22 protein-coding genes and 2 pseudogenes are annotated in these 26133 nt (G+C 33.5%); 12 read left to right on the top strand and 12 right to left on the bottom strand.

What is annotated here, in order from left to right:
• Positions 1 to 3 precede the first annotated feature (3 nt).
• From D5R40_RS43675 to D5R40_RS17745, 4 genes are all read left to right on the top strand, one after another.
• Positions 4 to 162, top strand: coding sequence for a hypothetical protein (locus tag D5R40_RS43675; RefSeq protein WP_511035249.1), 159 nt, complete (start codon positions 4 to 6; stop codon positions 160 to 162).
• Positions 163 to 551: 389 nt separating this feature from the next.
• On the top strand, positions 552 to 3305 hold the full coding sequence (locus D5R40_RS17755; protein WP_124154991.1) for a hybrid sensor histidine kinase/response regulator: 2754 nt from the start codon (positions 552 to 554) through the stop codon (positions 3303 to 3305).
• Between the two features lie 229 nt (positions 3306 to 3534).
• The gene (locus D5R40_RS17750; RefSeq protein WP_124154990.1) at positions 3535 to 5163 is read left to right on the top strand and encodes a response regulator; all 1629 of its coding nucleotides are present in this window, start codon (positions 3535 to 3537) and stop codon (positions 5161 to 5163) included.
• Positions 5164 to 5544: 381 nt separating this feature from the next.
• The gene (locus tag D5R40_RS17745) at positions 5545 to 5907 is read left to right on the top strand and encodes a SpoIIAA family protein (protein ID WP_124144442.1); all 363 of its coding nucleotides are present in this window, start codon (positions 5545 to 5547) and stop codon (positions 5905 to 5907) included.
• A 350-nt stretch (positions 5908 to 6257) separates the two neighbouring features.
• On the opposite strand, the pseudogene D5R40_RS39775 reads toward D5R40_RS17745, so the two are convergent.
• The 8 genes and pseudogenes from D5R40_RS39775 to D5R40_RS17700 all read right to left on the bottom strand — a co-directional run.
• Positions 6258 to 6761 (bottom strand): annotated as a pseudogene (locus tag D5R40_RS39775) (Rpn family recombination-promoting nuclease/putative transposase); the annotation flags it as partial.
• A 161-nt stretch (positions 6762 to 6922) separates the two neighbouring features.
• Positions 6923 to 7771: an ABC transporter permease gene (locus D5R40_RS17730; RefSeq protein WP_124144445.1), complete on the bottom strand. Its 849-nt coding sequence runs from the start codon at positions 7769 to 7771 to the stop codon at positions 6923 to 6925.
• Positions 7772 to 7935: 164 nt separating this feature from the next.
• On the bottom strand, positions 7936 to 8154 hold the full coding sequence (locus D5R40_RS35485) for a hypothetical protein (RefSeq protein ID WP_124144446.1): 219 nt from the start codon (positions 8152 to 8154) through the stop codon (positions 7936 to 7938).
• Positions 8155 to 8157: 3 nt separating this feature from the next.
• On the bottom strand, positions 8158 to 9072 hold the full coding sequence (locus D5R40_RS17720) for an ABC transporter permease (protein ID WP_124144447.1): 915 nt from the start codon (positions 9070 to 9072) through the stop codon (positions 8158 to 8160).
• Between the two features lie 294 nt (positions 9073 to 9366).
• A complete protein-coding gene (locus D5R40_RS17715) occupies positions 9367 to 10473 on the bottom strand; it encodes an ABC transporter substrate-binding protein (RefSeq protein WP_192901097.1) in 1107 nt (368 codons plus the stop codon).
• Between the two features lie 212 nt (positions 10474 to 10685).
• A complete protein-coding gene (locus D5R40_RS17710) occupies positions 10686 to 11834 on the bottom strand; it encodes an ABC transporter ATP-binding protein (RefSeq protein WP_124154988.1) in 1149 nt (382 codons plus the stop codon).
• Positions 11835 to 12454: 620 nt separating this feature from the next.
• The gene (locus tag D5R40_RS42055) at positions 12455 to 12583 is read right to left on the bottom strand and encodes a hypothetical protein (protein ID WP_338043160.1); all 129 of its coding nucleotides are present in this window, start codon (positions 12581 to 12583) and stop codon (positions 12455 to 12457) included.
• An 849-nt stretch (positions 12584 to 13432) separates the two neighbouring features.
• Positions 13433 to 14194, bottom strand: coding sequence for a DUF4340 domain-containing protein (locus D5R40_RS17700; RefSeq protein ID WP_124154987.1), 762 nt, complete (start codon positions 14192 to 14194; stop codon positions 13433 to 13435).
• Between the two features lie 858 nt (positions 14195 to 15052).
• On the opposite strand from D5R40_RS17700, the gene D5R40_RS17695 reads away from it, so the two are divergent.
• Together D5R40_RS17695 and D5R40_RS17690 are read left to right on the top strand one after the other, a co-directional pair.
• Complete coding sequence (locus tag D5R40_RS17695; RefSeq protein WP_124144450.1) at positions 15053 to 15268, top strand: hypothetical protein; 216 nt, start codon at positions 15053 to 15055, stop codon at positions 15266 to 15268.
• Between the two features lie 177 nt (positions 15269 to 15445).
• On the top strand, positions 15446 to 16099 hold the full coding sequence (locus D5R40_RS17690) for a cytochrome P450 (protein ID WP_124144451.1): 654 nt from the start codon (positions 15446 to 15448) through the stop codon (positions 16097 to 16099).
• Between the two features lie 432 nt (positions 16100 to 16531).
• Here the strand turns inward: D5R40_RS17690 and D5R40_RS17685 are convergent, their stop codons facing one another.
• Together D5R40_RS17685 and D5R40_RS17680 are read right to left on the bottom strand one after the other, a co-directional pair.
• Positions 16532 to 18274 carry a GldG family protein gene (locus D5R40_RS17685; protein ID WP_124154986.1) on the bottom strand — a complete coding sequence of 581 codons (1743 nt, stop codon included), beginning with the start codon at positions 18272 to 18274 and terminating at the stop codon, positions 16532 to 16534.
• Between the two features lie 546 nt (positions 18275 to 18820).
• The gene (locus D5R40_RS17680) at positions 18821 to 19438 is read right to left on the bottom strand and encodes a hypothetical protein (protein WP_124144453.1); all 618 of its coding nucleotides are present in this window, start codon (positions 19436 to 19438) and stop codon (positions 18821 to 18823) included.
• Between the two features lie 915 nt (positions 19439 to 20353).
• On the opposite strand from D5R40_RS17680, the pseudogene D5R40_RS17675 reads away from it, so the two are divergent.
• The 5 genes and pseudogenes from D5R40_RS17675 to D5R40_RS17660 form a co-directional block, all read left to right on the top strand.
• A pseudogene (locus tag D5R40_RS17675) lies at positions 20354 to 20473 on the top strand (IS1 family transposase); the annotation flags it as partial.
• A gap of 430 nt (positions 20474 to 20903) precedes the next feature.
• Entirely contained in the window at positions 20904 to 21074 is a 171-nt protein-coding gene (locus tag D5R40_RS35480) for a hypothetical protein (protein ID WP_161564459.1), read from the top strand.
• 189 nt (positions 21075 to 21263) lie between these two features.
• Positions 21264 to 21482: a hypothetical protein gene (locus D5R40_RS17670; protein WP_124144454.1), complete on the top strand. Its 219-nt coding sequence runs from the start codon at positions 21264 to 21266 to the stop codon at positions 21480 to 21482.
• Between the two features lie 81 nt (positions 21483 to 21563).
• The gene (locus D5R40_RS17665; protein ID WP_124144455.1) at positions 21564 to 21761 is read left to right on the top strand and encodes a hypothetical protein; all 198 of its coding nucleotides are present in this window, start codon (positions 21564 to 21566) and stop codon (positions 21759 to 21761) included.
• Between the two features lie 179 nt (positions 21762 to 21940).
• The gene (locus tag D5R40_RS17660) at positions 21941 to 22150 is read left to right on the top strand and encodes a hypothetical protein (protein ID WP_124144456.1); all 210 of its coding nucleotides are present in this window, start codon (positions 21941 to 21943) and stop codon (positions 22148 to 22150) included.
• 161 nt (positions 22151 to 22311) lie between these two features.
• Here D5R40_RS17660 and D5R40_RS17655 read toward each other — a convergent pair whose 3' ends face one another.
• On the bottom strand, positions 22312 to 23112 hold the full coding sequence (locus D5R40_RS17655; protein WP_124144457.1) for an ABC transporter permease: 801 nt from the start codon (positions 23110 to 23112) through the stop codon (positions 22312 to 22314).
• 429 nt (positions 23113 to 23541) lie between these two features.
• On the bottom strand, positions 23542 to 24639 hold the full coding sequence (locus tag D5R40_RS17650) for an ABC transporter ATP-binding protein (protein ID WP_124144458.1): 1098 nt from the start codon (positions 24637 to 24639) through the stop codon (positions 23542 to 23544).
• A 280-nt stretch (positions 24640 to 24919) separates the two neighbouring features.
• On the opposite strand from D5R40_RS17650, the gene D5R40_RS17645 reads away from it, so the two are divergent.
• Positions 24920 to 25939, top strand: a complete 1020-nt coding sequence (locus tag D5R40_RS17645) for a M48 family metallopeptidase (protein ID WP_124144459.1) — start codon at positions 24920 to 24922, stop codon at positions 25937 to 25939.
• Positions 25940 to 26133 lie beyond the last annotated feature (194 nt).

The raw sequence follows: 26133 nt of genomic DNA, 5'->3' as shown, positions 1-26133 counted from the left end.
AAACTGTATGATGCAGCTAAAGCTTTAGATGACGATAGTATCTTAGAATTAATAGGACAAATTCCGGTTGAGAAATCTTTATTAGCGGAAAAGTTAATTAATTTAGTCAATGATTTTCAATTTAAGACCATTAGACAATTAATTGAATCATTTAGGCGTTAAGCATCAAGATATGATAAAAAATTATGTACAAAAATGGTATAAATTGATGATTTTAGATTTGCTCTAATACCATGTTAGGATAATCATATGATGTCCGCTGGCATCGTTTGTGTAACCCCAAGGGTGAATATCTATAAAAAATTTCAGTTTTTTTGGACTTTTAAGTCTTCTATTCTAGATAACTAAAGCCTTCTTCCCTCTTCACTTCTTCCCTCTTCCTTCTTCCTTCTTCCTTACCTTTACAATAACGATGCTACCGGACTTGATATCAGTTATAAAAACCTGATCTCTTTAAACCTTTCTTTCCCTTCTGCATTCCTTCCTCCAAAGTGTAATTATTCAACCAGACATTATATAACTTCTTAATTTATTTAATTAGGTAACATAACATGAATAAAACTTATATTAAACGATTCTTGATATTGATAATTGTTAGTTTTTGTTTATTGATTTCTGCATCTAAGATTTATGCTCAAAATAATCATAACTTAAAGCATATTAATAATCCTGTGATTTTGACGGATGAAAATACCAAATATCTTTTAGGATTACATTTAGAAATATTTGAAGATCAAACTAGAGAATTAACTATTGAAGATGTTGTTAATCAAGAATTTACTCCTAGTAATAAAAGTATCCCAAACTTCGGTATCACAAAATCAGCAATCTGGGTTCGTTTTCGAATAAAAAATCAAGCAAGTTTGACACAAAAATGGATATTAACTTTCCATGATACTCGTACCGGTACAGTAGATTTTTACTTCCCTCAAGGAGATAAAAAAGGATTTAAGATAATTAAAACAGGCAGATTTTCACCTTTTAGTACTAGAGAATTTAACCATCGTTTTTTTATCTTTAGTTTGCCTTTTACTGAAAATAATGAAAAAACTATTTATCTACGTTTAACTTCAAAAGCAGGTTTATCTATTCCATTGAATATTTATTCCATAGAAACATTTTTACAGGAGGATCAATATAATATCTTAGATTCAGGAATGGCTTATGGAACTCTATTAATAATGATTGGTTATAACTTTTTTTTATTTATTTCTTTAAAAGACAAAAGTTATCTATATTTTTTATTGTTTATTATAGGTTATGTCTGGTTTAGATTGTGTATAGAGGGAATAGGACATCAATTATTTTGGAATAATTTTCCTAGCTATTTTGAAATTCAATCATTAGGAGTATTATTAATGTATTTTTCCTGGATAAAATTCACCCAATCTTTCTTGAAAACTAAAAAATATCTTCCTAAAATGGATAGATTTTTATTTATTATATCTTTAGTTCTAGTTATGACAATTATTATATCCATATCAACAAAATGGGCTGGTATTATCCAAAGTTTTTATATTATATTTATTAGTGTAATAATCTTAACAACTGCTTTGATAAGATGGATGCAAGGATATAAGCCAAGTAAATATTTTTTATTAGCTATGTTTTCCCCTATTGTGGCAATAATTGTTCATTGTTTGACTGTTTTGAGTTTTATACCTTATGAGATTTCTATAAACAAACTTTCAAATTTCGCTTTTAGTTTAGTGGTCTTATTATTTTCCTTTGCTTTAGCAGATAGAATTAATCTAATTCAAGATGAAAGAGAGAAAGCACAAAATGAAGCCTTGAAAAATGCTGAACTTAATCAAAAATTAATTCAAGAACAAAATATTGTTTTAGAAAAAAAAGTTGTAGAAAGAACAGAACAATTATCCATTGCCAAAGAAAAAGCGGAAGTAGCAAATCAAGCAAAAAGCAGTTTTATCGCCAATATGAGTCACGAACTACGCACCCCATTAAATGCTATTTTAGGCTTTTCACAAATAATGATGCGTTCTCAAACCTTATCTCCAGAAGAAAAAGAAAATACAACTATTATTAATAAGAGTGGCAACTATTTATTAACCTTAATTAATAATATTTTAGACTTATCTAAAATTGAAGCAGGGAAAATGAACCTCAATGCTAAAACCTTTGACTTTTATTCATTGTTGAACGAACTAGAAGACTTATTACATATAACCGCCGAAAATAAAGGATTAACATTAATTTTTGACCGCCAGGATGATGTACATCAATATATCTATACTGACGAAACAAAACTCCGTCAAGTATTAATTAACTTAATCAATAACGGGATTAAATTTACATCTGAAGGGGGTGTAAGCGTCACAGTTGCCAGTAAGTATTTAGGAGAAAATTGGAAGGATGAAGTCTCTACTACGAAAATTATTTTTGAAGTCAGAGATACAGGGGCAGGAATAGCTGAAGCAGAAATGCCCAAATTATTTGAAGCATTTGTCCAAACAGAAACAGGCAACAATAGTCAAGAAGGAACAGGATTAGGATTACCAATTAGTCGTAAATTTGTCAACTTAATGGGAGGAGATATTACTGTTAACTCTCAAGTGGGAATAGGTACAACTTTTCGATTTGACATCCAAGTTGATATCGTCAGTAAAGAAGATATAGAAACTCAAGAACATCCACGTCATGTCATAGCTTTAAAACCCAATCAACCCCGTTATAAAATATTAATTGTAGATGACCGGCCTACTAATCGTTTATTATTGATTAAATTATTACAACCATTAGGATTTGAATTAAAAGAAGCAGAAAATGGAAAACAAGCCATAGAAATCTGGGATGAATGGCAACCTAATTTAATTTGGATGGATATGAGAATGCCAGTTATGGATGGTTACGAAGCAACTCAAATAATTAAAGGCACAATCAAAGGAAATGCCACAGCAATAATTGCTTTAACAGCAAGTGTATTAGAAGAAGAAAAGTCAATTATTTTATCAGCAGGATGTGATGATTTTGTCAGAAAACCATTCCGAGAATCAATAATTTTTGAGACGATGAAAAAGCATTTAGGAGTGGAATATATTTATGCAGAAGAAACTCCAGCTAAAACTACCAGTGAATTACCAAATTTAACAGTAGAAGATTTGCAGGTAATGCCGAGTGAATGGTTAGAAAAACTGTATGATGCAGCTAAAGCTTTAGATGACGATAGTATCTTAGAATTAATAGAAAAAATTCCGGTTGAACAATCTTTATTAGCGGAAAAATTAACTAATTTAGTCAATGATTATCAATTTAAGACTATTAGACAATTAATTGAATCTCTGTAAACATCCAGCTATTAGCGGTCAGCTCTTCCTACAGAATGCTGCGCAAACAGCTTTTTAATAAATGAAGCAAGCATTTACTTAACTTCTACAACATTTTTAAACAAAGAATTGAAGCACAAGAACAGCAAGCTTAAATTGTCCACTAAAATTAATAAAGCTGATAGCTGAATGCTGAATGCTGAATGCTGAATGCTTACGAATCTCTTAAATCAGGATAAATCATAAAAATATGAATAATATATCAGAAAAAAAATCAGAAGGAACTATTTTAATCGTTGACGATCAACTTTCTAATTTGAAAATTTTAGCTACTCTTTTAAAAGATAATAATTATAAGGTAAAAAAAGCCATTGATGGAGAGAGTGCATTAATTTCTATAGAAACGGACAGCCCCAATTTAATTTTACTAGATATAAAAATGCCCGATCTGAATGGCTATGAAGTTTGTGAACGTTTAAAAAATCATCCTAAAACTAAGGATATTCCAGTGATTTTTATTAGCGCTTTAAATGAAGTTTTTGATAAAGTAAAAGCATTTGAAGTAGGGGGAATAGACTATATTACTAAGCCTTTTCAAGAAGAAGAAGTTTTAGCAAGAGTTAAAAGTCAGTTAATTATTCAAAAACAAAAACAGTTATTAGAAAAAGAAAGAGAAAGTCTAAAACAAGAAATTAAACAACGCCAAGAAGCAGAAGCTATTTTATATCAATCTAGGGCATTAATTTCTGGTATTTTAAATTCCTCTCTTGATGGTATTGCAGCGATGGAAGCATTAAGAGACCAGAGAACAGGAAATATTATTGATTTTTCTTGTTTAGTTGTTAATCCAGTTATTGCTAGAGCTTTTAATCAAGAACCACAAGATTTAATTGGTAAATTAGTGCTGAAAAAGTTTTTACATAGAATTCATTATGATTTATTTACAGATTTAGTTAATGTGGTAGAAACTGGAAAATCTTTAGAGCAGGATATTTATTATAATAACCAAGAAGAAGGAAAATGGTATCATTTCATCGCCGTTAAATTAGGGGATGGTTTTGCTATTACAGTAAGAGATATTACAGAAAGAAAAAACTTAGAATTAACCCTTGAAGAAACTAATAAAGAATTAGAAACTTTTAGTTATAGTATAGCTCATGATTTCCGCGACCAATTAGAAACTATTGAGTCATTAACTCATTTTCTCAAAGAAGAATATGGAGATGATAATTATACCAATCAAAATGCTCAAGATTATTTTGATTTAATGTTTCAATCAACTGCTCGAACGCAGCAGATTATTAAAGATTTACTCATGTTGTCCAAGATAAAAAAAAGTCCAATAACTCTTGAATTAGTGCATTTAAGTAGTATAGTTCAACAAATACTAATGAAGCTTCAAATCAAAGAACCACAAAGAAAAGTTGAATTATTAATTCAGCCCAATGTTACAGATCAAGGGGATCAAAGATTTTTAACAATTGCTTTAGAAAATTTAATTGGTAATGCTTGGAAATATTCATCTAAAAAAGATGTTACTCAGATTGAATTTGGAGTTTTATCCGCAGAACAAAAAGAATTAGATTCAATCATTAATCAATGCTCTTTATATTACAAAGACAAAAGCTTATGTGTACAAAAATCAGATGTAATTTATTTTATTAAAGATAATGGTGCTGGCTTTAATATGGAAATATTCACAGAATTATTTACTCCTTTTAAGCGATTCCATTCAGATGATGAGTTTGAAGGAACTGGTATTGGTTTATCAATTGTGAAAAGAATTATTAATTGTCACCAAGGTTTAATTTGGTGTACTTCTCAAGTGGAAAAAGGCACAACTTTTTATTTTACTCTTAATAGCAGTATAAAAATTTAAAAAAGATAAAGAAGGAGTCAGGAGTCAGGAGTCAGGAGTCAGGAGGGAAGAAAGAAGAAGAAGGAAGAGGAGAAAAAGGAGAAAGTTTTTTGGTCGCGTAAGCAGAACCGAGTTCTATCGCGCTCTTATCCTGACATGATATTAGTCTCGAATAGCAGTGAGTATGCCTAAATATTGAGGAGTCACAGAATTGTGAATTATAGTCTATTTTTATGAAAACCACTATAATTTTAATTTATGTTCTCTGTTTAGTGAAAATCCTAGAACTTTGTACCCCATCTACTGTGCGTGAAGATCATTTTCAATTTCTATTGCTATAATAAAAGAAGAAAAAAACTCTACAAACTGCTCTGATATAGATTGAAATCTAGGAGGGCCATTATGATTGAAATCAGTTCCAATCAACAGGATAACGTTCTTGCCTTTACTGCTCATGGTCGAGTCACTGGAGAGGACTACGAATCTGTTTTGATTCCCGCCATAGAGGCTAAGTTAAAAGAAAAACCCAAAATTCGCTTGCTTTATAATTTGGGCAGTGATTTTTCAGGGTTTGAAGCTAAAGCTTTATGGGATGATGCAAAAGTAGGTCTTCAACACCCAACTGCTTGGGAAAAAATTGCAGTTGTGTCCGATAATAAATGGGTTGTCGGAGCAACAAAACTGTTTAGATTTATTATTCCTTGCCCTGTAAAAGTATTCGACAATAATCAATTAGTGGGAGCCACTGAATGGATTAATTCGTAGGTTGAACAAGTAGTAATTGGTATAGCAGAAAGAAGAAGGAACGATTGAGGGACCGAAGTTAGCGAAGTTAGAAAAATTTTGCGTTGTCGGAGTTTTAAGCTTTTGATATATCTGCGCCCTTTTCTTCTACTGCTATATATTTTTATATTCAACTTCTTGGGATTTGCTCAACTTAATCTTTATTTATTATAATTGGGTTGCGAGATACGCTTAACCCAAACTGGTAGCGCGTCTAGCTTTATAGATGTGGGAGAGGTTAGATTAAGGGAGCGATCGCTCTATTCCCTATCCAATTATTTCAACCAATTCAACAAATCTTCCAAACTACTAAAACTTAAAGTTGTTCCTCCTAAATCTTCTAACTCTTTGGGGAACTTCGGTAATTCTACAAATATCATTGCTACTTCTTCGTCTCTATAGTCAAATAATTGCTCTTTCTCTTTAAACACAAAATGATTAATCTATTTGCCGGTTTCTTCAAACATCTCAAAATTTGTAATCGTTAAAGCAATTACTGGTTTTAATTTCCGATATCCTTCCCTAGTGTTTAATTGATTGCCATAAGTTTTACACAAATTATAAACTACTCGCTTTTCAAAAGCCGTAACACTCAATACCTGCATTTAAATAATCACATTGGAGCCGTCATTTAAGATAGCTTTCACATCTAGATAACTATCTTTCAAACTAATCGTATCTCCTGGATTATATGGGTCAATTATTTCCCAATCTTGAATCATAGATTCACCACCATATATTAGAGCATTCAAGAAACTAATCAAAATATCTTTACTCTCAGTTGAGCCAAATATTTTTTTGAAAGCAAAATCTGTTTTAGGACTAATAAATATCATAGTTTTACTTTGTTTATCAACTCCAGTTATGGGGATTTAAACCCAAACTTTTAGCGCGCTGAAAGCTGAGTTATGTTTACAGAGCATTCCGGTACGGAAAATGCTGATAGCTAGTTAATTATTAATTGTTGAACCACAATTAATCTATTCTGACTCCTGAACTACTTAATACTTTTTTTCTCACTTCTAGTCCGCAAAAATTCTCCAACAATTGCAATCGCTCCTGAGCCTAAAATTAAAATTACACTCAGGGCATTAATATCAGGTTTTACCCCTGTACGAATCCTACTAAAAATTTCCATTGGCAAAGTTGTTGCCCCACTTCCTGAAGTAAAACTAGCAATTAAAAAATCATCCATACTTAATACAAAAGCTAGCAAACATCCAGATATAATTCCTGGCATTAATTGGGGTAACAATACTTGCAAAAAAGCTTGTACTGGAGTTGCTCCCAAGTCAAGGGCAGCTTCCTCTAAATTAGGGTCTAAATCTGCTAATCTTGTGGAAACAACTAAACCCACATAAGCTAGACAAAAAACAATATGAGCTGCAATTATTGTCCATAAACTTAATCTAATTGCCAATGCTGCTAAAAAGACTAGAGTCGCAACAGCGATCGCTATATCAGGAATAATTAATGGTAAATAAGAAACACCTAAGTATAAAGATTTGCCTCGAAATTTATATTTTGCTAAACCTACTGCCATTAAAGTACCAATAATTGCTGACACAGCCACAGCACAAATAGCTACAGTTAAACTATTTTGTAAAGCATTTAAAACTCTAGTATCTTGAAAAAGCTTGACATACCATTGCAGGGTGAAGCCCTCCCATCCTGCACTATATTTAGATTTATTGAAACTATAAAAAGTCAAGACAAAAATTGGCAAGTACATAAACAAAAACATTAAAATTGTAAATATTACCTGCCAAGAAATATGAATTTTTGATTGAGATTTAGACATATCTATTGGGATATTATCTTCTGGATTTATTAAAGTATTTGTCATTTCAGTTATCAGTTATCAGTTATCAGTTATCAGTTATCAGTACCTCTACCTGAAGTCATATCAAATCCGGTAGCATCGGTGTTATTCAGTATTTTAAAGACAAGAGTCCATATTGTAGGGGTAAACGATCGTTCTTCTCTAACCATTGTATGACGACGACAGAATTATATTGCTCCGAAGCCAACGCATTTGAGACCAAGAGAAGAAAATTTTTTCCTTTGAGTCAATCCTATCCGCTTCCAAGGAGAGGTAATTATTAATTGTTGAATCCTACTTCCTCCCTCGTTCCTCCTGTCTCCTGTCTCCTGCCTCCTGTCTCCTGTTTCCTGTCTCCTGTCTCCTGTCTCCTGTCTCCTCCCCTTACGAAAAGACTTTTTCAGCAAACCCTACTTAGAGGGTTTACCATCGCCAAATTTTAGTAAAAGAGCGATCGCTATACTCACCCCCAAAATCATAACCATACTCAAAGCTGAACCAAACCCCCAATTTTGAGTAGCTCCTAAAAATTGATTATAAATTAATCGAGCAGCTGTCATACTAGAAGCACCACCCAATAATTCAGGGTCAACAAAATCTCCTAAAGAACTAATAAAAACTAATAAAGAACCCGCAGCAATACCAGGTAAACTTTGAGGAACAGTCACTTTCCAAAAAGTTTGTATAGGGGTTGCTCCTAAATCTGCCGATGCTTCTAATAATCTCCGGTCTAACTTTTCTAAAGAAGCATAAAGAATAGTCACAATATAGGGTAAATAACTATAACTCATACCAATCAAAACAGCGGGAGTTCGATTCAATACTTCTAAAGGTGGTAATCCAATAATTCCAATAATTGAGTTTAATACGCCAGTTGGTCGTAAAATTGTAATCCAAGCATAAGAACGTAATAAAGATGAAGTCCAAAGTGGCAAGACAAAACCTAATAAAAGTAAATTTCGCCACCGTTTGGGTGACATTAAAGCAATCCAATAGGCTACAGGAAATCCCAATAATAAACATAAAATTGTTGTACCTGTAGCAAAATAAATTGAACGCCAAATTACTTTTAAATTAATCAGGTCAAATACTCGTAAATAGTTACCAATGCCATCAGGGTTTACTAAATCTCCAGGTCGAATATTTTCTACTAAACTCAGTTGGAAAATTACTAAAGTCGGCAACACTAATATCAACAGTAACCATAAACCTGCCGGACCTAATAAAGCTAGAGGACCTAACAGTTTAGAAAATGTTTGACTTATACCATGTTTTGACTGAGAATTAGGGAAAGCTGGAGCAGACGGTTTAGTAGGTGTAGTCATATTTGTCAAGTCAAAATTCAAAAGTCAAAATTCAAAAATAATATTGTAGAAATTGGAACATTTCTCAAGGATTGGGTTCTATAGTGCTATACGAAGTTAAAAGTAAAAAGTTAAAAGTAATCTCTGACTGAGTTTTCGATGCCTAAATGCATAATGCTATATATTTTCAGGAACAAAGAAATTTATTAACTTTTACTGAGGATTTAATGACTAAAAAAAAGTTAGTAGAAAAATTCCATACATAAATCTACTCAGGAATTTGTCTTCCTCCTTCCTCCTTCTTCCTTCTTGCAATTATACACTTCTTAATTTCGTCCAGTATTCATCATAAACTTCTTCATATTTACCCAGTGGAACTAAACTTTCACACTTTTCAATAATTGATTCTGGGGGAAATAAAGTAGGATCTTCTTTTAGTTCTTCTGATAATCTTCGATAAGCTTCACGAGAAGGTGTAGCAAAACTGAGTCTCTCCACAATTTCAGCAGCTATATCTGGCTGTAACATAAAATTAATCCACTGATAGGCACCATCAGGGTTAGGAGCATTTTTGGGAATCACTAATGTATCCGTCCACAGAGAGGAACCACTGCGGGGAGTAATATATTCTAAATCTTCATTTTCTGGTTTAATTTCTGCAGCATCAGAAGAATAACACATAGCTATCAACAAATCTTCTACCAAAATTTGAGACCGCCAACCATCTGTAGTAAAAGAGGCGATCGCTGGTCTAAGTATGAGTAACTCTTGGTAAGCTTCCCTGATACTTTCAACATTAGTAGAGTTGTAGGAATATCCCAGCTTTCGCAAAGCACACCCCATCACCTCGCGCACGTCATTAGCTAGAGTCAGGCGCTTTGATATTAAATTTTTATTTTCCCAGAGATACTCCCAGTCAGTGGGCGCAGTGGGTAACAGTTTGCTATTGTAAATTAAACCAGTAGTACCCCAACTTATGGGTACACTATAGACATTACCAGGGTCATATATAGGGTCTTGAAATTCTGGGAACAGATCGTCTAAACCAAGAATTAGAGAATGGTCTAACTCTGTCAACAAACCCAGGGATTCCATTTTTTGCACCATATAATCAGATGGATAGATGATGCTATATGCTCCACCTCCTCCAGCTTGCACTCTAGCTAGCATCGACTCATTAGAGTCAAACACATCTGCAACTACTTTGATACCTGTTTCATCGTAGAAGCGGTCTAGCAAATCTTGGTCTGTATAACCTGCCCAAGTATATATATAGAGTAAATCTGAATCTCCCTGCATTCGGGGGTTAGATTTTACTTCAGCTAATCTCCAACCACAGCTAGAAAGAGCTGAAGCTGCGATGGTAGCTGCTGACGTTTTGAGAAATTGACGTCTAGAAGTGCGAGCATCTTGCTTGTTAATAGATGCAGCAATAACATTTCCCCGATATTTCTCGAAATTAGTTGGAGGCACTTTCAATAATTAATAATTAATAATTAATAATTAACAATTACCTCTTCTTTTCAAGGAGAGGATTAGACTCTTAAGGAAAATTTTTTCTCCTTTCAAGGAGAGGCTTTAAACCTTAATTATTCGGTAATTTTTCAATAGTGAAAATTTAGTTTACGTTTTTGTTATCTTGTCTCGCTTAGAGCCAAACAATCTTGTTTTGCCCAATAAAGATAGATAGGGGTATCTGCGCTGGGCAAAGTTCCTTGTGTACTGGGCTGCCTGATCGTCATGCGATCGCCTGACAACAAATTTACATGATAATATACATGAGTCCCCATATACATAACATTTATTAATCTACCTTCAAAGCAATTTTCTGATATATCTAGGGAATAAAGACTTAGCTCTATTTTTTCTGGCCGCACACTGACGACTACGGTAGCACCTGCATAAATCTCTCCGTTTTTTGCCTCTTCACTAACTGTTGATTGTTGTACAACAATTTTAATACCACGATCTGTCTTAACTACTATATTTGAATGATCGATAAATTCAACTCTACCCTGAAATAAATTCGTTTCTCCAATAAAATCTGCTACAAAAGGACTTTCAGGCCGCTCGTAAATTTCTTGAGGAGAACCTATCTGCTCTATTCTACCTTCGTGCATCACGGCAATACGGTCAGACATACTCATAGCTTCTTCTTGGTCGTGAGTTACCATCACAAATGTAACCCCTAAATCTTGATGTAAGCTAGACAATTCCATTTGCATTTGTTTGCGTAGTTTCAAGTCTAGGGCACCAAGAGGTTCATCTAATAATAATACTGCTGGACGATTTACCAACGCCCTTGCTAAAGCTACCCTTTGTTGTTGCCCACCAGATATTTGATTGGGATAGCGATCGGCAAATTTTTCCATTTTCACCAGTCGTAAAACTTGTGCCACTTTTTCTTCGGTTTCAGTTTTTCCTACACGTTTAATTCGTAGTCCAAAGGCAATATTATCTTTGACGCTGAGATGATTAAATAGAGCGTAGCTTTGGAAAACAGTATTTACAGGGCGACGGTAAGGAGGAGTTTGATTCATGGATACTCCCCTAATCATTATTTCACCTGCTGATGGGGATTCAAACCCAGCAATTAAGCGTAATGTTGTAGTCTTGCCACAGCCAGAAGGGCCAAGAATACTAAAAAATTCTCCTTGACGGATATTCAGGTCCACACCTCTTACTGCTGTATGGCCTTCAAACACTTTGAATACTTTATGCAGTTCAACGTCATTTTGGGTGTCGGTTATTGTTGTCCCTAGATTAAGTGCAGTTTGAGTCATGGTTGCTATGTCATAAGTGGGAAAGTTACTCTGGAAATCTGGGTCTTATTGAATTTAAGTGTAATATTTTTCAGTATTTTAGCAGTTCTGGCTATTGCGCTTCATCTATTTGGGTCAGGACTTATACCATTTTGATAAATGTTTGCTACAAATAGCTAGGATATTTCTTAGAAGTCAACCCACCCCTCGCCCCTCCCCCTCCCAGAAGAGGAAGTCAGGAAGACTGAGTCACATGGGAATAGTTTCAATACCAGTTTTTAGCTAGGAAATTCTCTTTTTCTCTTGTTGCGCTACTAGGTGCGACTGGTGTGGTCGCGGGGTCGCACCGCTCTCTTGGTCGATTGGATATGGCGAGGAGACCCGTTCTTACAGACCCGCTCCGAAGATCGCCATCCCACCCTACGGGAAGCTACGAAGATCGACCGCTTTGTCAAAGGGACATCTCCTGCAAATATCTTTATAATCATGCTGATTATTCGTAACATTCTTTTTTCATGCATGGTATTACGCATAACCACTAAATATAGTAGGGGTTAACGGCCGTTAACCCCTACAAATTTTGAATTGTTCTGCTTTTTAGTTGTTTGTCTAGGAAATGAAAAATCTTATTTTTCATGTTTTTAATCTCCTACTGCAAAAATCTGTTGGGCGGTTAATTTAAGCTCTGGAAATGTAGGATAAATAATTTTTTCATCTCCTCTAAATTGTTGTACTTGATATTCTTCGTCAATTAACTGATAAATTGACAAAGTAGGTTTTTTGGGTTGCCTCTATAATGTTTTTCCCTAATCCTAAATAATCAACTATCCAATATTCTGGTATTTCTAAACCCTCATAATCAATTAATTTATGACCATAAATTACGCCAATTTGTACTCACAAGTTCAATAATTAGCTTACAGCGGTTTTCATTGAGTAATTGTGGAACGTTTTTTCCATAAAGGCTCATCTTTTAAAGCAGATTCATCCAGAAAAATTACGTCTGGATTATCACCAGATTTATTTGTATATATCGGTTTAACAATTGCTTGTCTGGGAATAATATAAGGAAGTTCAAGAAGTTCGATTTGTACTCCTAGTTTAAGGGCGAGAAAACCTGCTACTTGTTCGTGAGTTCCTGTAGACTGTATTTCAAAAACAACTCCATTTTGTAATTAATCACGACCATAACCATCTGGATACCAATCTGAAAATTCATCCAAGGTCATTAATTGTGGGGTAGCTTCTACAATCATATTAATCTCTTTTATGTAATTTTATATTAGTTCTATTCTACGATATTAATTGAGCGTTAAATTTTAGCTCTCATTTCTAGAAAATTTATCGAATAATGAAGGTTTAAAGCTTCTCATTTTCATGAGAGACAAGAAAAAAAATACTTTTAGTCAATCCTATTATTTTCAGGATAGGTAATTATTAATTATTACAGCAGTTTTCGAGTTGATAAGGTACAAAATTTTATGTTTTTAGGAAACACCGGATCTGTGTTCTGGGAACAAGGAATAAATAAAAATTATAGATTAGTCTTAAACTTTACCTCACTATCCTCAAATTTGCTGTAATTGTTAATTATTGGATAATTCCACCTATCAATTTAGTTATTCTGTCAGTAAATAATCATCAGTAGGTGAAGGAGATCCCTCCGGTTTAGGAGATGATTTTTCTATTTGCACATCATCTTTTTTCTCAGTAGATTCTTCTAATTGTTCGGGAGATTTTTCAGATGATGGTTTAGCTGTTTCCGGTTCATCTTTTTTTTCAGTAGATTCTTCTGTTTCAGCAGATGATTCTTCCGGTTTTTCTTGTTTTTCCCATTCTGCAACTGGTTTAGTTAAAACATTTTTGAAATTGACAGATAATAACAAAACAGACACCTCTTTTGGCGGTTCTCCTTCAGCTTCTACTTGAGAATATATAGAAGTACCATCAAAATCTGCTTTTCCTAAAAACAATCTCCTAGTTCGCTCATCTTGAAGTTTAATTTCTACAGTAATTTCTGGTTTTTCTAAACCATATTCAGATAACTGAGAAACAGGAGTATTAATAGAGCGATCGCTTTTTAATCCTGTTATTTGGTCTAACAAAAATTCTACTGTTAGTAAATCAGCTTCTTTTTCTGTAGGTGCAGTTATTTTCCAAGTTGCTTCTTCGGCATTTTCATCCTTTGTTAAAGTTAATATTTCTGATTCTTGTTTGATAGTAATAGCCTGAATTTCTTCTGACTTAAAATTAAACACCTGTTTTTGTTGTTCTTGCAATTCTGCCTGTTGCTGCTTACCTCTAATTTCATAAAAATAAACAAAACCGCCTAAAGCAAGTGCTGTTAATATTAATGTTAAAGTTGTTTTCTTGATTTTCATAACATTTACGAGTTCTGAAAAAAGTTTTCTTCTCGAAGTAAATTAAATTTCAATCCTACATTTTGAACTTCAAAACGTAGTAGAAAGAATAAGGAGTCAGGAATCAGGAGAAAATAACGGTTGCCAATAGAAATAAAACAAATAAATAATTAAGTATTTATGTTTAATATTTTTCTGATAATTTGAGTTTGAAAAAGTTCAACTCCCTTCGGGAGAAGGAATAGGCAACAGGCAACAGTTAAATAAGGACTGGGAGAAGAAAAAAATCTTTTGCCTGTTCTTGGGGTAAGTTAAGTAGGTAGGAACGAAAAAAACAAAGTATGTAATAAAAAGTCAAGTAGCTCATAAGTCTCTTTCCTTTCCTAGGTCATGCTGCGCAAACAGCTCCTGCTGCCCTCTGCCTACTGCCTTTGTCTAAAAATAAACTTTAACGCCTAGCCTACCTACTTAGTCTAAACTCAAGTCTTTAAAGACTGTGTCAAAGTTGTTTTTTGTAATAATATAGTATAGTGATACAGTATGTTTAATATTTTTTGAAAGAGTCACAAATCTAATGAGGAAATTTCAATGTTTATGAATATTAATCCAGCTTCTTATTTGCCTTTGCCACCTGGTAATTTAGGATTACCTTTTATTGGAAAAAACAAAATATTTCCCAAGAATTATCAAGACTATATAAAATAAATGTACGAAAAATATGGTCCTATTTATCAAAGCAGAATTTGAGGTAAAAAATTTATTTACTTTCAAGGATATTAAGCTGTAAAATTTGTTTTCATTAGTTAAAACAAATACTTTACATCACCTATCATTTTCAAAAATTCTCAAATAATTTTTGGTCAAACTGATATTACTAGGTTGGTAGGTAAAGAACATAGAGATAGACAAAAACTATTAGCTCAAGTTCTCAATAAGCAAGGGCTAAATAACTATATTAATACCATTCATAATTTGAGTCAAGGCTATTTTTTAAAATGGATAAAATCTGATTTTGTAGATTTATATTTTGAAATAAATAATTATACTTTAGACCTTGTTTTGAAATTATTGCTAGGTATAGATTCTGCTTCATAAAGTGAAATCGGTAATTATTTAAAAGACATGAAGTCAGGATTAAATACCATTCCGTTAGCTTTTCTTTGGACTAAATTAGGTTGTGCTTTAAAAAGTAAGGATAAATTATTTAATCAATTTGAACAAATCATTGTAAAAAGACAGAAATAGAGTGATTTTGGTTCAGATGTATTAGGTATATTACTTACAGTTCGAGAACAAACGCATAACCAAATAACTATAACAGAAATAGTAGAACAAATGGTTAATCTTTTATCATTAGGAAAAAAGGAATTAAGTTCAGCATTAACTTCTTTTTTGATTTTAACAACAGAGCATTTAGATGTTTTAAACTTACTTCAAATAGAACATGAAAAATTGGATAAATTAGAACCACTATTTTTCGCTAAATTAAAGAAAATGGTTTATCTAGAAGAAGTTATCAAAGAAGTATTACGGCTAGCTCCTCCTGTGAGTGGTGGACTTCGAGAAGTTCTTCAAGATTGCTCTTTTGAGGGATTCCGAATTCCTAAAGGATGGAATGTAGGTTATCGAATTAGTTCAGTTCTTCAAGACCCAGAAATATATAAGCAACCAGAAAGATTTAATCCAGAACGGTTTAATCTTGTAAATGCTGAAGATCAAAAGAAACCTCTTTGTTATATCCCATTTGGAGGTGGTGTAAGGGAGCGTATAGGCAAAGAATTTGCTTATTTGGTCATCAAAATTTTTATATCTGCCCTACTAGATAATTGTAGTTGGAAATTTAAAGAGAATCAAGATTTGACAATTAATACATTTCCTGTTGCTCGCCCAGCAAATAAAATAGAAGTTTGCTTTACGCAAAAGTAAATTAACTGCCAAAATCTACAATAAAATGGCCTTGCTTACCTACTGTGAAAACCGATGCATCACCGTAGACTTCTGATGCCTTTAAAGACCCTAAACTCCAATTATAAATGATTTGTCACACTAGATTGTAATTTTTTCTCTTGCTGAAATCTCTTATGACTTTTCACTTTTACCGTAAGGATTCAACTATTAGTATTCAGCTTTTCCTGCGGAATGCTGCGCAAATAGCTTTTGAACTTAATACTTACTAAGGTTAGTTGATGACTTTTTTCTTAATAACTTTTAATTCTCCTTGGAGACTAATTTATCGTTCCAAAATAATGAGTTAATGGCTGATAGCTGATAGCTGACTGCTGAATGCTTACCTTTTACCTGTCTCCCTTTCTCTCAAATATTAATCTTTTCCAACTTTCTATTACTATAAATTTTAATTTATTGTCTTCGCCACCATATAATTCCACCAATTGTAAAGCCTAAAAATGGTAAAATTACTATTGCCATCCAACTTAAAAATCTAGCTCGTACTAACCTCATTGCAATACGACGGTTTGTGGTTTTTTTCGGACTAATAGAAAGTATTTTTTCTTCTGGTTTACCTAACCAAGAAACTGAGTTAAGAAAAACATCTTTATTGAGTTGTTGTTGAAACCAACCGTTTGTAGCAAATTGAGAATTTCCTAACACTACTAAACGTGCTTCTTCAGATGTATTTTCTGATTTTTCTACTGTTTCTGTCGGGTCAAATTCATCTGGTGGTTGACCAGGAAGTGGGGGAATAACTTCTGCTGAAGTTATCTCTTTTTGCTCTTCTAACTCGGAAGTAGAAGTTGCCACAGGTTCATTCGGTGGTTGACCAGGAAGTGGAGGAATGGGAGTAAGGTCTAATCCTGTTTCATCACTTTTTTCTACAGTAGAAGAACGAGTAAAAGCTACACCTATTGATAATGGTCCAAGGCGATCGCGACCCTCATTAAACTGTAACTGACCCCTTAAATCTGTTTCAGCCCAACTTTGGTCATTAGTCCAAATTAGAGGACTTTCTACTATTCCATCCACTGTTTCACTTTCTATAGGCCGTGCAAAAGGATATAATGAAATACCATTACTAAAATCATCAGTAATAGGATGTTCTCCATAGCTGCTAACTAATACCACCCAAGGGTCAAGACCTACTAACCGACCAATACTTGGGTCATCTATTGCTAGGCGATCGTCAACTAATACTCCCCACTCTTCAAATAAATCATCTAATTCTGGGTCGGTGCTTGGGTCTAACATAATAAACACACCACCACCTCCATCTAAATATTCTTTTAAAGCGGTAACTTCTGCCTCTAAAAATTCTCTTTGCGGACCAGCAATAATTATCACATCTGCATCTTCTGGCACTTGAGAAATACTTGCCAAATTTATCGACTCTACTATATATTTTTTATTTTCAAGAGCTTTTAGAGCTTCGGAAAAGCCTCTTTCCCCTTCTTCTAATTCCCTTTCACCGTGACCTTGAATAAAGTATATTGTTAAAATTTTGCCACCGAGTATTTCTTCTATGCTGTTAGTTAGTTTAGATTCTGTGAGAGGTTCTAGTTTTCTACTAATAATAACTTCTTTTCTTTCTCCTGCTTCGAGATGAATTTCTCCTAATTGTTGTACCCCAAATTCATTAGCTTTTCCTGGTTGTTTCTGGGGGTCTACTAACTCAAAATAAAATTTACCATTTCCTTGTCTTTGATAGTTTTCTATTAGTTGAGTATATTGAGGATTTTCTCCTCGATCGAATATCCAAAGTTTGACTGGTTTTTCGAGATTTTCTAATACTTCAATTGTTTGAGTCGATAATGTAAATTTTTGATTTTCAGTAAAGTCTATTCTAGTTTGATAACGAACTGCTAGAAAGTTAATTAGTGCCAAGATAATCAATACTGAAATAGTAGCAAAAATTGCGTTTGTGCCTGCTTCGGTTGCTCGACCACTCCACCAAGTTGTAGTTGAGTTTTTTTCTACAGAATAAGCTTGATAAAAAATCCACAAACCAATTATGACTATGCCAGTAGTGATTAAACTTAATGGTATAGGTTCCCAAGTTCCTGAAACAACACCTGCTGATACACCGATAATAGTTAAAATTGGTCCTAGCCAAAATATATAAGTCCAAGTACTTTTGATACTGTTCATATTATCTTTTTTTCTATCTGTAAATTGTCTTGAATAGGAAATCAGGAATAATAAAGTTTTACGGAAGTTAAAAGTAAAAAGTAATATTTTATAGGCTCAAAACTCTAATGCTAAACTAATTTCAGGAAATTATTTCACATCTAAAGTTTGAAACTCTTTGTAACACTCTTTTTTCAAGTTAGTATAACACAGAAATAATATTATGAATAAATTTAGGGATTTATGCAATAAATTATTTACTTATTCCCTTTGTTTTTCATTACTGAATAATTAAGGTTTAAAGCCTCTCCTTTAAAGTAGAAAAAAGCGGTCGATCTTCGGAGCTTCCCGTAGGGTGGGATGGCGTACTTCAGAGCGGCTCTGATCAGAGCGGGTCTCCTCCCCATATCCAATCGACCAAGAGAATAATTTTTTTCTTTTAGTCAATTCTCTTCTTTTCAAGGAGAGGTAATGATTAATTATTAATTGTTGAAATATCAGCATCAAATAAATGAAATGTAACAATATTAGGTGATTTAGTATAACTCTTATTTTTATCATATTTTTTTAATTCTCTACTCCTTCCAAAATACCCACTAAAACTTCACCTAAATCTTTTATGTCCTCTGGTATTCTAAATAAATTAATATCTTGTGTAATTTGTTGTTCGGCTTTATTTAATTTACCAAAACGCCAGACATCTCCCATTGTTACTGCGCCATATAAAATATTGTTTTCTTCGACTTCAGCTAATGCAATTAACTCTACAGATAGCTGAGTAAAACCTCTGGTAAAATCGTCATTTTTAGCTTCAATAACTAATAAATTATTATGAGAACGCAGTAAATAATCCAAACTACCTTTTAACCAATCATTGACTTTCAAAGGATATTCAATTCTTAACTGACAATGACAATAATGAACAATTTCCAATAAAATTGGAGAGACTAAAATTTCTCGTCTAGCAGTTTCATTACTTAAATTCACAAAGGGTAAAATATTCTCTAATTTATTCTGTATTTCCGATAAACATTCTAATGTTTTTGTTGTCCTTGGCAAAGATAAATCAGATTTAACTAATGAATAATTTAACTCTGCTAAGATTTCATCAGCTTCATAAGGTAACTCAAAATAAGACCGAAAAGTATAAGATTGATCTTCCTGTAATATTTTTATTTTAGGCATTGCGAGACTCCATTAAATAAGTTATCAGTTATCAGTTATCAGTACCTCCTGGAATAGGGGACTATTAACCTTATTTATTAGTCAGAATAAATGGCTTCAATACCATTTTTTAGGTCAGAAATTAAGTAGGTAAGTGAAAAAATTTACAACTACGTCCGAAGCGACTAGAACGGAGTGGAAGGAAGTAATATCAAGGGTTTTGACTACATCAACATTTTGTTGAATAGCGAAGTTTATTTGCGCCTACCTACTTATCTCTTTTGTCAAAAAGACATCCTTACATTATTTTTTCACCGTTAGTATTATACCTATATTTCCCTACTCCCTATTCTCAAAAATTTCTATCCCCACTTTGCATTAATTCTACCTGGTTATGTTTCCCAAAGTTATGACGCTTCAACCCAATAAATATAATTTCGCCTATTGAATGGTTAGTGAGAAGAATTAAGAGTTCTCTGTCAAACATTCCTAATACTTTTCAAGCATCTAAATTTGACCAGTTTATCTATGGCAAGTTTGTAGGAAATGAAAGTGAATACCGTCTAGTTTCGCACAGTGAAAGTTTAAAGAATAATATCTCATAGCTGGAAGATATACATAAAAAAAATTATTACTTTTGGGGAATTTAAAGTAGCGATCATAATCGCCAAGCTGTAGAAATTTGTGGGAATAATACTTCTATTTTGCCAGAAAAACAAATTATACTTACTCAAGCTGCTCTTGCTAGTAGTCGGGATAAAAAAACACCTTTGTTGAATGGAAACCTCTCATTTTTCCAGCACCGTTATATTTTTTTTCTGAAGCAGAAATGGCTGAATTTAACAATCGATTTTTGGTAGTGCTCAATATGTAATGATAGAGGAGTAAAAGTTAGTGTTGTCCATCTATGCCGACCTGTCCAAAATGTGAATCTTCTTAAGACAAAGGGTATCCAGGCTAGTGCGAAAAACTTTGTCTTTTTCTAAATCTGTGGAAAATCATATTGGTGCAATTTGGTATTTTATTCATCACTATAATCAATCATTACTTGTTTAGCACTACCCGATTTTTTTGGTTATTAGTAGCTTTGAATGATATATCAATACCAACTTTCAGTGATGTCAATTTGCCTGATCATTATGAGAAAAATTACTGAATTTTGGGAAAATAAAGCTTTTTTAACTTATTACCAAAAGATGAAAAAGTAAAGATTCCAATAGAAAAATTTTGTGAAGAGCTTCCCGAATATGTGAAAAAGATTTCGCTTCAAGCACTAGCAGTAATTTTGAATGGTAAAAGACTATTGCTTACTGGCGAACAAGAGGAAAAAGACTAATTACTTATTAATTCTCTATAGTATTTTCCTTTTCCTCCCTACTAATGCACATAATAAAGTATCTTTAGCTATAGGTTAGGTTGACCCTGAATACTGTAAGTGGGCACAAATAATAGTTAAGCTAGATAGTTCTTCAATACATTTACGGGTTTGGCATTAGTTGGAGAAATCACGAGGGATAATTTTAAAAATCTGTTGATCGAACAACTTTTTCCTATTCTAGATATAGAAACTTTTAATCAAAGTAATTTAAAGCAATATTGGCAGAAAAATTTTCCTGATGCACTAGATTCTTTGAATTTATATTTATTAGAAAAATAGAGAGGTATTTTCCATATTCCTGAGATTGCTAATGGTTTAGAACTTATATCATGTCCGGATAATTAGTGATAAAAAAAAGTTTCTCTTTACTTCTTCTTTCTTCCCTCCTGACTCCTGATTCCTTAGTCGTTTATTTATAACTGTTCAACCGGACATGATATTACTAATTATGAAGCTAGTAAGCTTTATATGACTTGTCTAGAATTACACTCATCAACCTATGAACAAAGTTTGCCACTATTGGAATCTATGATTGAAAAGAGCATCAGTTTTCTAGAAGAGAGAGTTAAGTTTCAGACAGATAATTTTATGGCAGTTTATCAATGGTTTAATTCTCTATATTTTCAAGATAAATCCCCAAGCAAATTTACGGATAAGTCTCTGACAAATTTTCAGATAAACCTCTAGATCCGTTTGAATTATTTTTAACCTCAAGGAAAGTCCCAAATAATAGCTTGAAAGATTATCTAGAGACTTATCTAGAGAAAGTTGAGTTCCTTTTTTCTTTACGAGGACTATATAAAACGGAAGATTTTTCTGGATAAAACTATAGGAAAAGGTTTTCCTGTTGAGATTCTAGAAACATGGCTCAAACTATTGAATACTCACTCAGAAGGTCAAGAGGTAGAAGCAGAATTTATGATTAGTAAAGCTTGGTATTTTCTAAATCATAAAACACTCAGATAAATGCGATAAAATCTAACAGACACTTACAAAAAATATGTAGGCAAATTTATTCAGTGGGCAAATCAACAGGAGCGTTTAGATTTAACTCTATTGAGTTAATTAGTGGAGGACTTATTGAGTACATCACTGAAATCTGGTGTCGGTAAAAATCAATTGATGAAAGTCTATAGAATTTGTTAATGTCTGAAGGTGTATTATCAAAGTTGAGCAATGAAGATTGTCTGAAGTTAATAAATGTTCACAGGTATTTAGGTGCAAATACATTATTGTTACCATTAACCAATTTAGATGACAGAGTGAAAAATTTTTCTCTGGAAGAAAAGAAGTATTTGGAGAAATATAAAAGAGAAATAGTAGATCCGTTTCAAGACTTTCTACTTAATCAATAACAAGACACTTATCTTCAGCTTTATTTACACACACTCTCTTATTTTTTCCTATCAGTCAAATACACTACTAGCAGACAAGATGCCCACAGTACAGTCATAAAAAAACCTTCTCCCTTATGAACCTTTCTTTCCCTTCTTCCTTCTTTCTTCCTCCTTCCTCATTAAGAACGCTGGAACCGTAAAGCATCAATTGATTGAGCAGTTAAAAATACTCCCAAAACAAGATAACTCAACAACATAATTATGCTGCTAGTATCCACAAGTCCCTGAATAATATTAGTGTAATGTGTCAGCATTGATAAATGTCTTAATGCCTCTGCTAAAGGACCACTAACATTATTTGCTACAACATCAATTACCCACAAAAATAATACTAAAGCAAAGGTAAGAATGGCAGACAAAATTGTACTATCTGTTAAAGAAGAAATAAACATTCCTAATGATAATACTGCTCCAGCTAGTAATATTAAACCACCATGTCCTAACAAAAGTAAAACTGGCGAAATAGGTGGTTCAGCAGCACCAATAGCAATAGCTTCTAACCCTAACAATGGCAATACCATAGAAATATAAAATGTTAATACAGCTAATAATTTTCCTGTTGCTACTGCCCAGTTAGTTATAGGTGAAGTTGCTAATAATTCTAAAGTGCCTCGTTTTCTTTCTTCTGCATATAAACTCATGGATAACATCGGCAGTAAAAACAAAGAAAGAGAACCCATAATACCCAAATAAGCCTTCAAAAATTCGTAGGGCGCATCGACTGGCGGTTCAGTAATTCCTAATTGGTCTCTAGTCGCAATTTGTTGAATAATTCCATCAGGTCCTAATAAAATAGCAACTAAAAAATATCCTGCCAATAACCAAAATATTCCTGTAATTGCATAAGCTAATGGTGATGCAAAATATCCTTGTAACTCTTTTCTGTAGATTGCCAAAATATTGCTAATTACTACTAGCATTACTTAATTTCCTTTTGATTTTTTTGTGGTCTGGAAGTGATATCAAATCCGGTTGAATACTTATTATATAGTTGAGAGTAGGGGAGTAGGGGAGTGGGGGAGTGGGGGAGATTAAATAGACATCTCCAATAATAAAAAATCCAATCAATTATCCCAGAGAAATTATCAATTATTTCCCTGTATGGATCTTGCATGCAACGTCCCTACTCTTTTGGAGGAGAGGTCTAATAAGATTGAATGAGCGTAAATTGGCAGTAACTTTTAATTCCCTCTCAATTTTTCAATTGCTTTTACCTCCTCCTTATGCTTACCGAAAAATTGTGGTGGAAAGCCTCCTCTTTTAAGAGGATAAAAAGAAAAAATTTTCCTTCGACTCAATCCTCTTCTTTTCAAGGATAGGTAATAATTAATAATTGTTCAACGATCACCTCAATTTTTCTTTTCTTCTTGAGCATCTTTTTCTGTCACATCTTGCCAAGGATCGGGAAGAGGATTTTGATTTTTATGAAGTTCAATATTTCGGTCATTATTCACTTTATCTATGACAGAATTTGCCGATGCTTCAATCGATGAATTTTTAGGAATATCACCTGTAGTTAACCCTAAGAAAACATCTTCTAAACTAGCACGAGTTCGGCGCAACTCGCATAAACTCAAACCATTTTTAACTATAGTATTAGCAATTTCTTTTCCTGGTTCCATATCTGGTTGAGATTTTATTTGTATTCTGAAGCGACTTTCATTATCTGACTTAACTTTTTCTAGAGATTGAACCCCCGGAACTTCAGCTAATAACTTTAATCCTGTTTCCATTGCCCGATCTTCTCCCTCAATTTCTACTTCATATCCCCACCCACTTGCTGATTTATTACTCATTTCTTCAGGACTACCTGTAGCAACAATTTCACCATAATTAATAATCGTCACTCGATTACAAGTCATACTAACTTCCGGCAAAATATGAGTAGACAAAATAATTGTATGGTCATTAGCAAGACTCTTAATCAAATTTCTCACTTCAATAATTTGTCTAGGGTCAAGACCAACAGTAGGTTCATCTAATATAATTACTTGCGGGTCATGTACCAAAGCTTGAGCAATACCAACCCTTTGTTTATAACCCTTAGAAAGTTTTCTAATTAATATTTTCCGCTTATCTAATAACCCACATCTCTTCATTGCCACCTTAACTTTAGAAGAGCGATCGCCCGCAGGAACACGTTTAATTCTTGTCACAAAAAATAAAAAACTTTCCACAGTCATTTCTGGATACAAAGGCGGAATTTCTGGTAGATAACCAATCAATTGTCGTACTGCCATAGAATCTTCATGGACATCATAACCAGCAATTTTAGCCGTGCCACTCGTAGCAGGCAAATATCCAGCTAATATCCGCATTGTTGTAGTTTTACCTGCACCATTCGGACCTAAAAATCCCAATATTTCTCCTTGTTGTACAGCAAAGGATACCTCCTTAATTGCTGAGGTTGAACCATAAATTTTGCTTAACTTCTCAACTTCAATCATTATGACCTTAAATAAGCGATTAAGTCTAAACTTTTAATGATAAACTATTAATAGGTAGATTACCTCAAATCTTGGGTAAAAATATAGCTTTGCTAACTGACTATAAATCCGATAAAATCATCATTTACTATTTTATACCAGTGAGTTTATTCTAAATTTTTCAAGACAAAACTAGCTATCAATATTGTTTGTCTTAACTTTAAAAAGCATTCCGATACGAAAAATACCGATCGCTAGTTAATAAAAAATTAGTTTAACTTTAACTTTAGGTGAAAATATCATGTTAAAAATTAAAACCATACTAGCCATATTAGCAGTAGCCACATTCCTACTACCCAGCAATCAACTATCAGTTAAGGCCAACCCAACTTCCTCAGAAAATTCTACCCCAACAGAACAGACAAAAGACACCGAACAAGCAAAAAATATATACGAACAGGCCAAACAAGAACTACCTGATGACCTTTACACACTGTATCGAATCGTTGACCGTATTGCTAGAGCAAATGGACTAGACGAAAAACCTTGGCGAATCATCATATTTCCCAAATATGAAATCAATGCCTTTGCTACAGAAGTTAATCTTATTGCGATGTACAACGGCATCCTAGACCAACTTGTAGGAGATGCCTCTGCCATAGCTTGCGTAGTTGCCCACGAAATGGCACATCATACTGAAAGGCACATAGCTTTAGCCCCAGTAGAAAAACTTGCTTTGATCGAAAAAATTGAACAAGAGGCTCAACAAGAAGTTTTAGCAGAAAAACAGGATGCTCAAGCAGAGGCAACTGGTATGTCTATCGGAGGTACTGCAGCTAGAGTATTTGGAGGCAGAGCAGGGAGAGTTGGTGGTGCTGTTTTGGGCAATGCTAGTCGTCAACGCACTAAAGCAAGCCAAGAAAAAATAAATGAAATTGTTGCTCAGAAAAAAGAAGAATTAGAACAAACTTTGGCTGAAGAAGGCCGTAAAAGAGAATTGGAAGCTGACGAAAAGGGATATTTGTATTCAGCAAAGGCAGGTTTTGAACCAGAAGGTTGTTTAAGAGCAATGAATGTTTTGCTGCAAACTCCAAGCGCTGAATTTGATACTACTCATCCCGCTGTACCTAAACGTATTGAAGCTCTAAAAGATTTAATGGTCAAATCTCCAGCAACATCTCTAGTAGAAGAGGCTAAAGCCCTTATTTCTCAAACTGAACCTTTGAGTTATGATTTTTCTAAAGATGGAGCATCTTTGAGAGTTAATTCTAGCCGTGGTGGTTCCTCTGGAGATGATATAGAACGTTTATTTGATTATTAGACATCTGGTAAAAATCAAAAAGAAAATCAATTCTTATCCATAAATTATCAATTATTTCCCTCCTGGGAGGGGTTCGGGGTTGGTTCCCTGTTGCCAGATAAGCTGTTGCCTGTTGCCTCTTTTCTGGAGATGTTTATTGATATCAAATCCGGTAGCATCGGTATAAAAAAATTAAACCTGATAAATTAAGGGAT

Origin of the sequence: Okeania hirsuta, from assembly GCF_003838195.1 — a bacterium.
Classification (GTDB): Bacteria; Cyanobacteriota; Cyanobacteriia; order Cyanobacteriales; family Microcoleaceae; genus Okeania; species Okeania hirsuta.
This window is presented reverse-complemented; position numbering and strand designations above follow the sequence as displayed.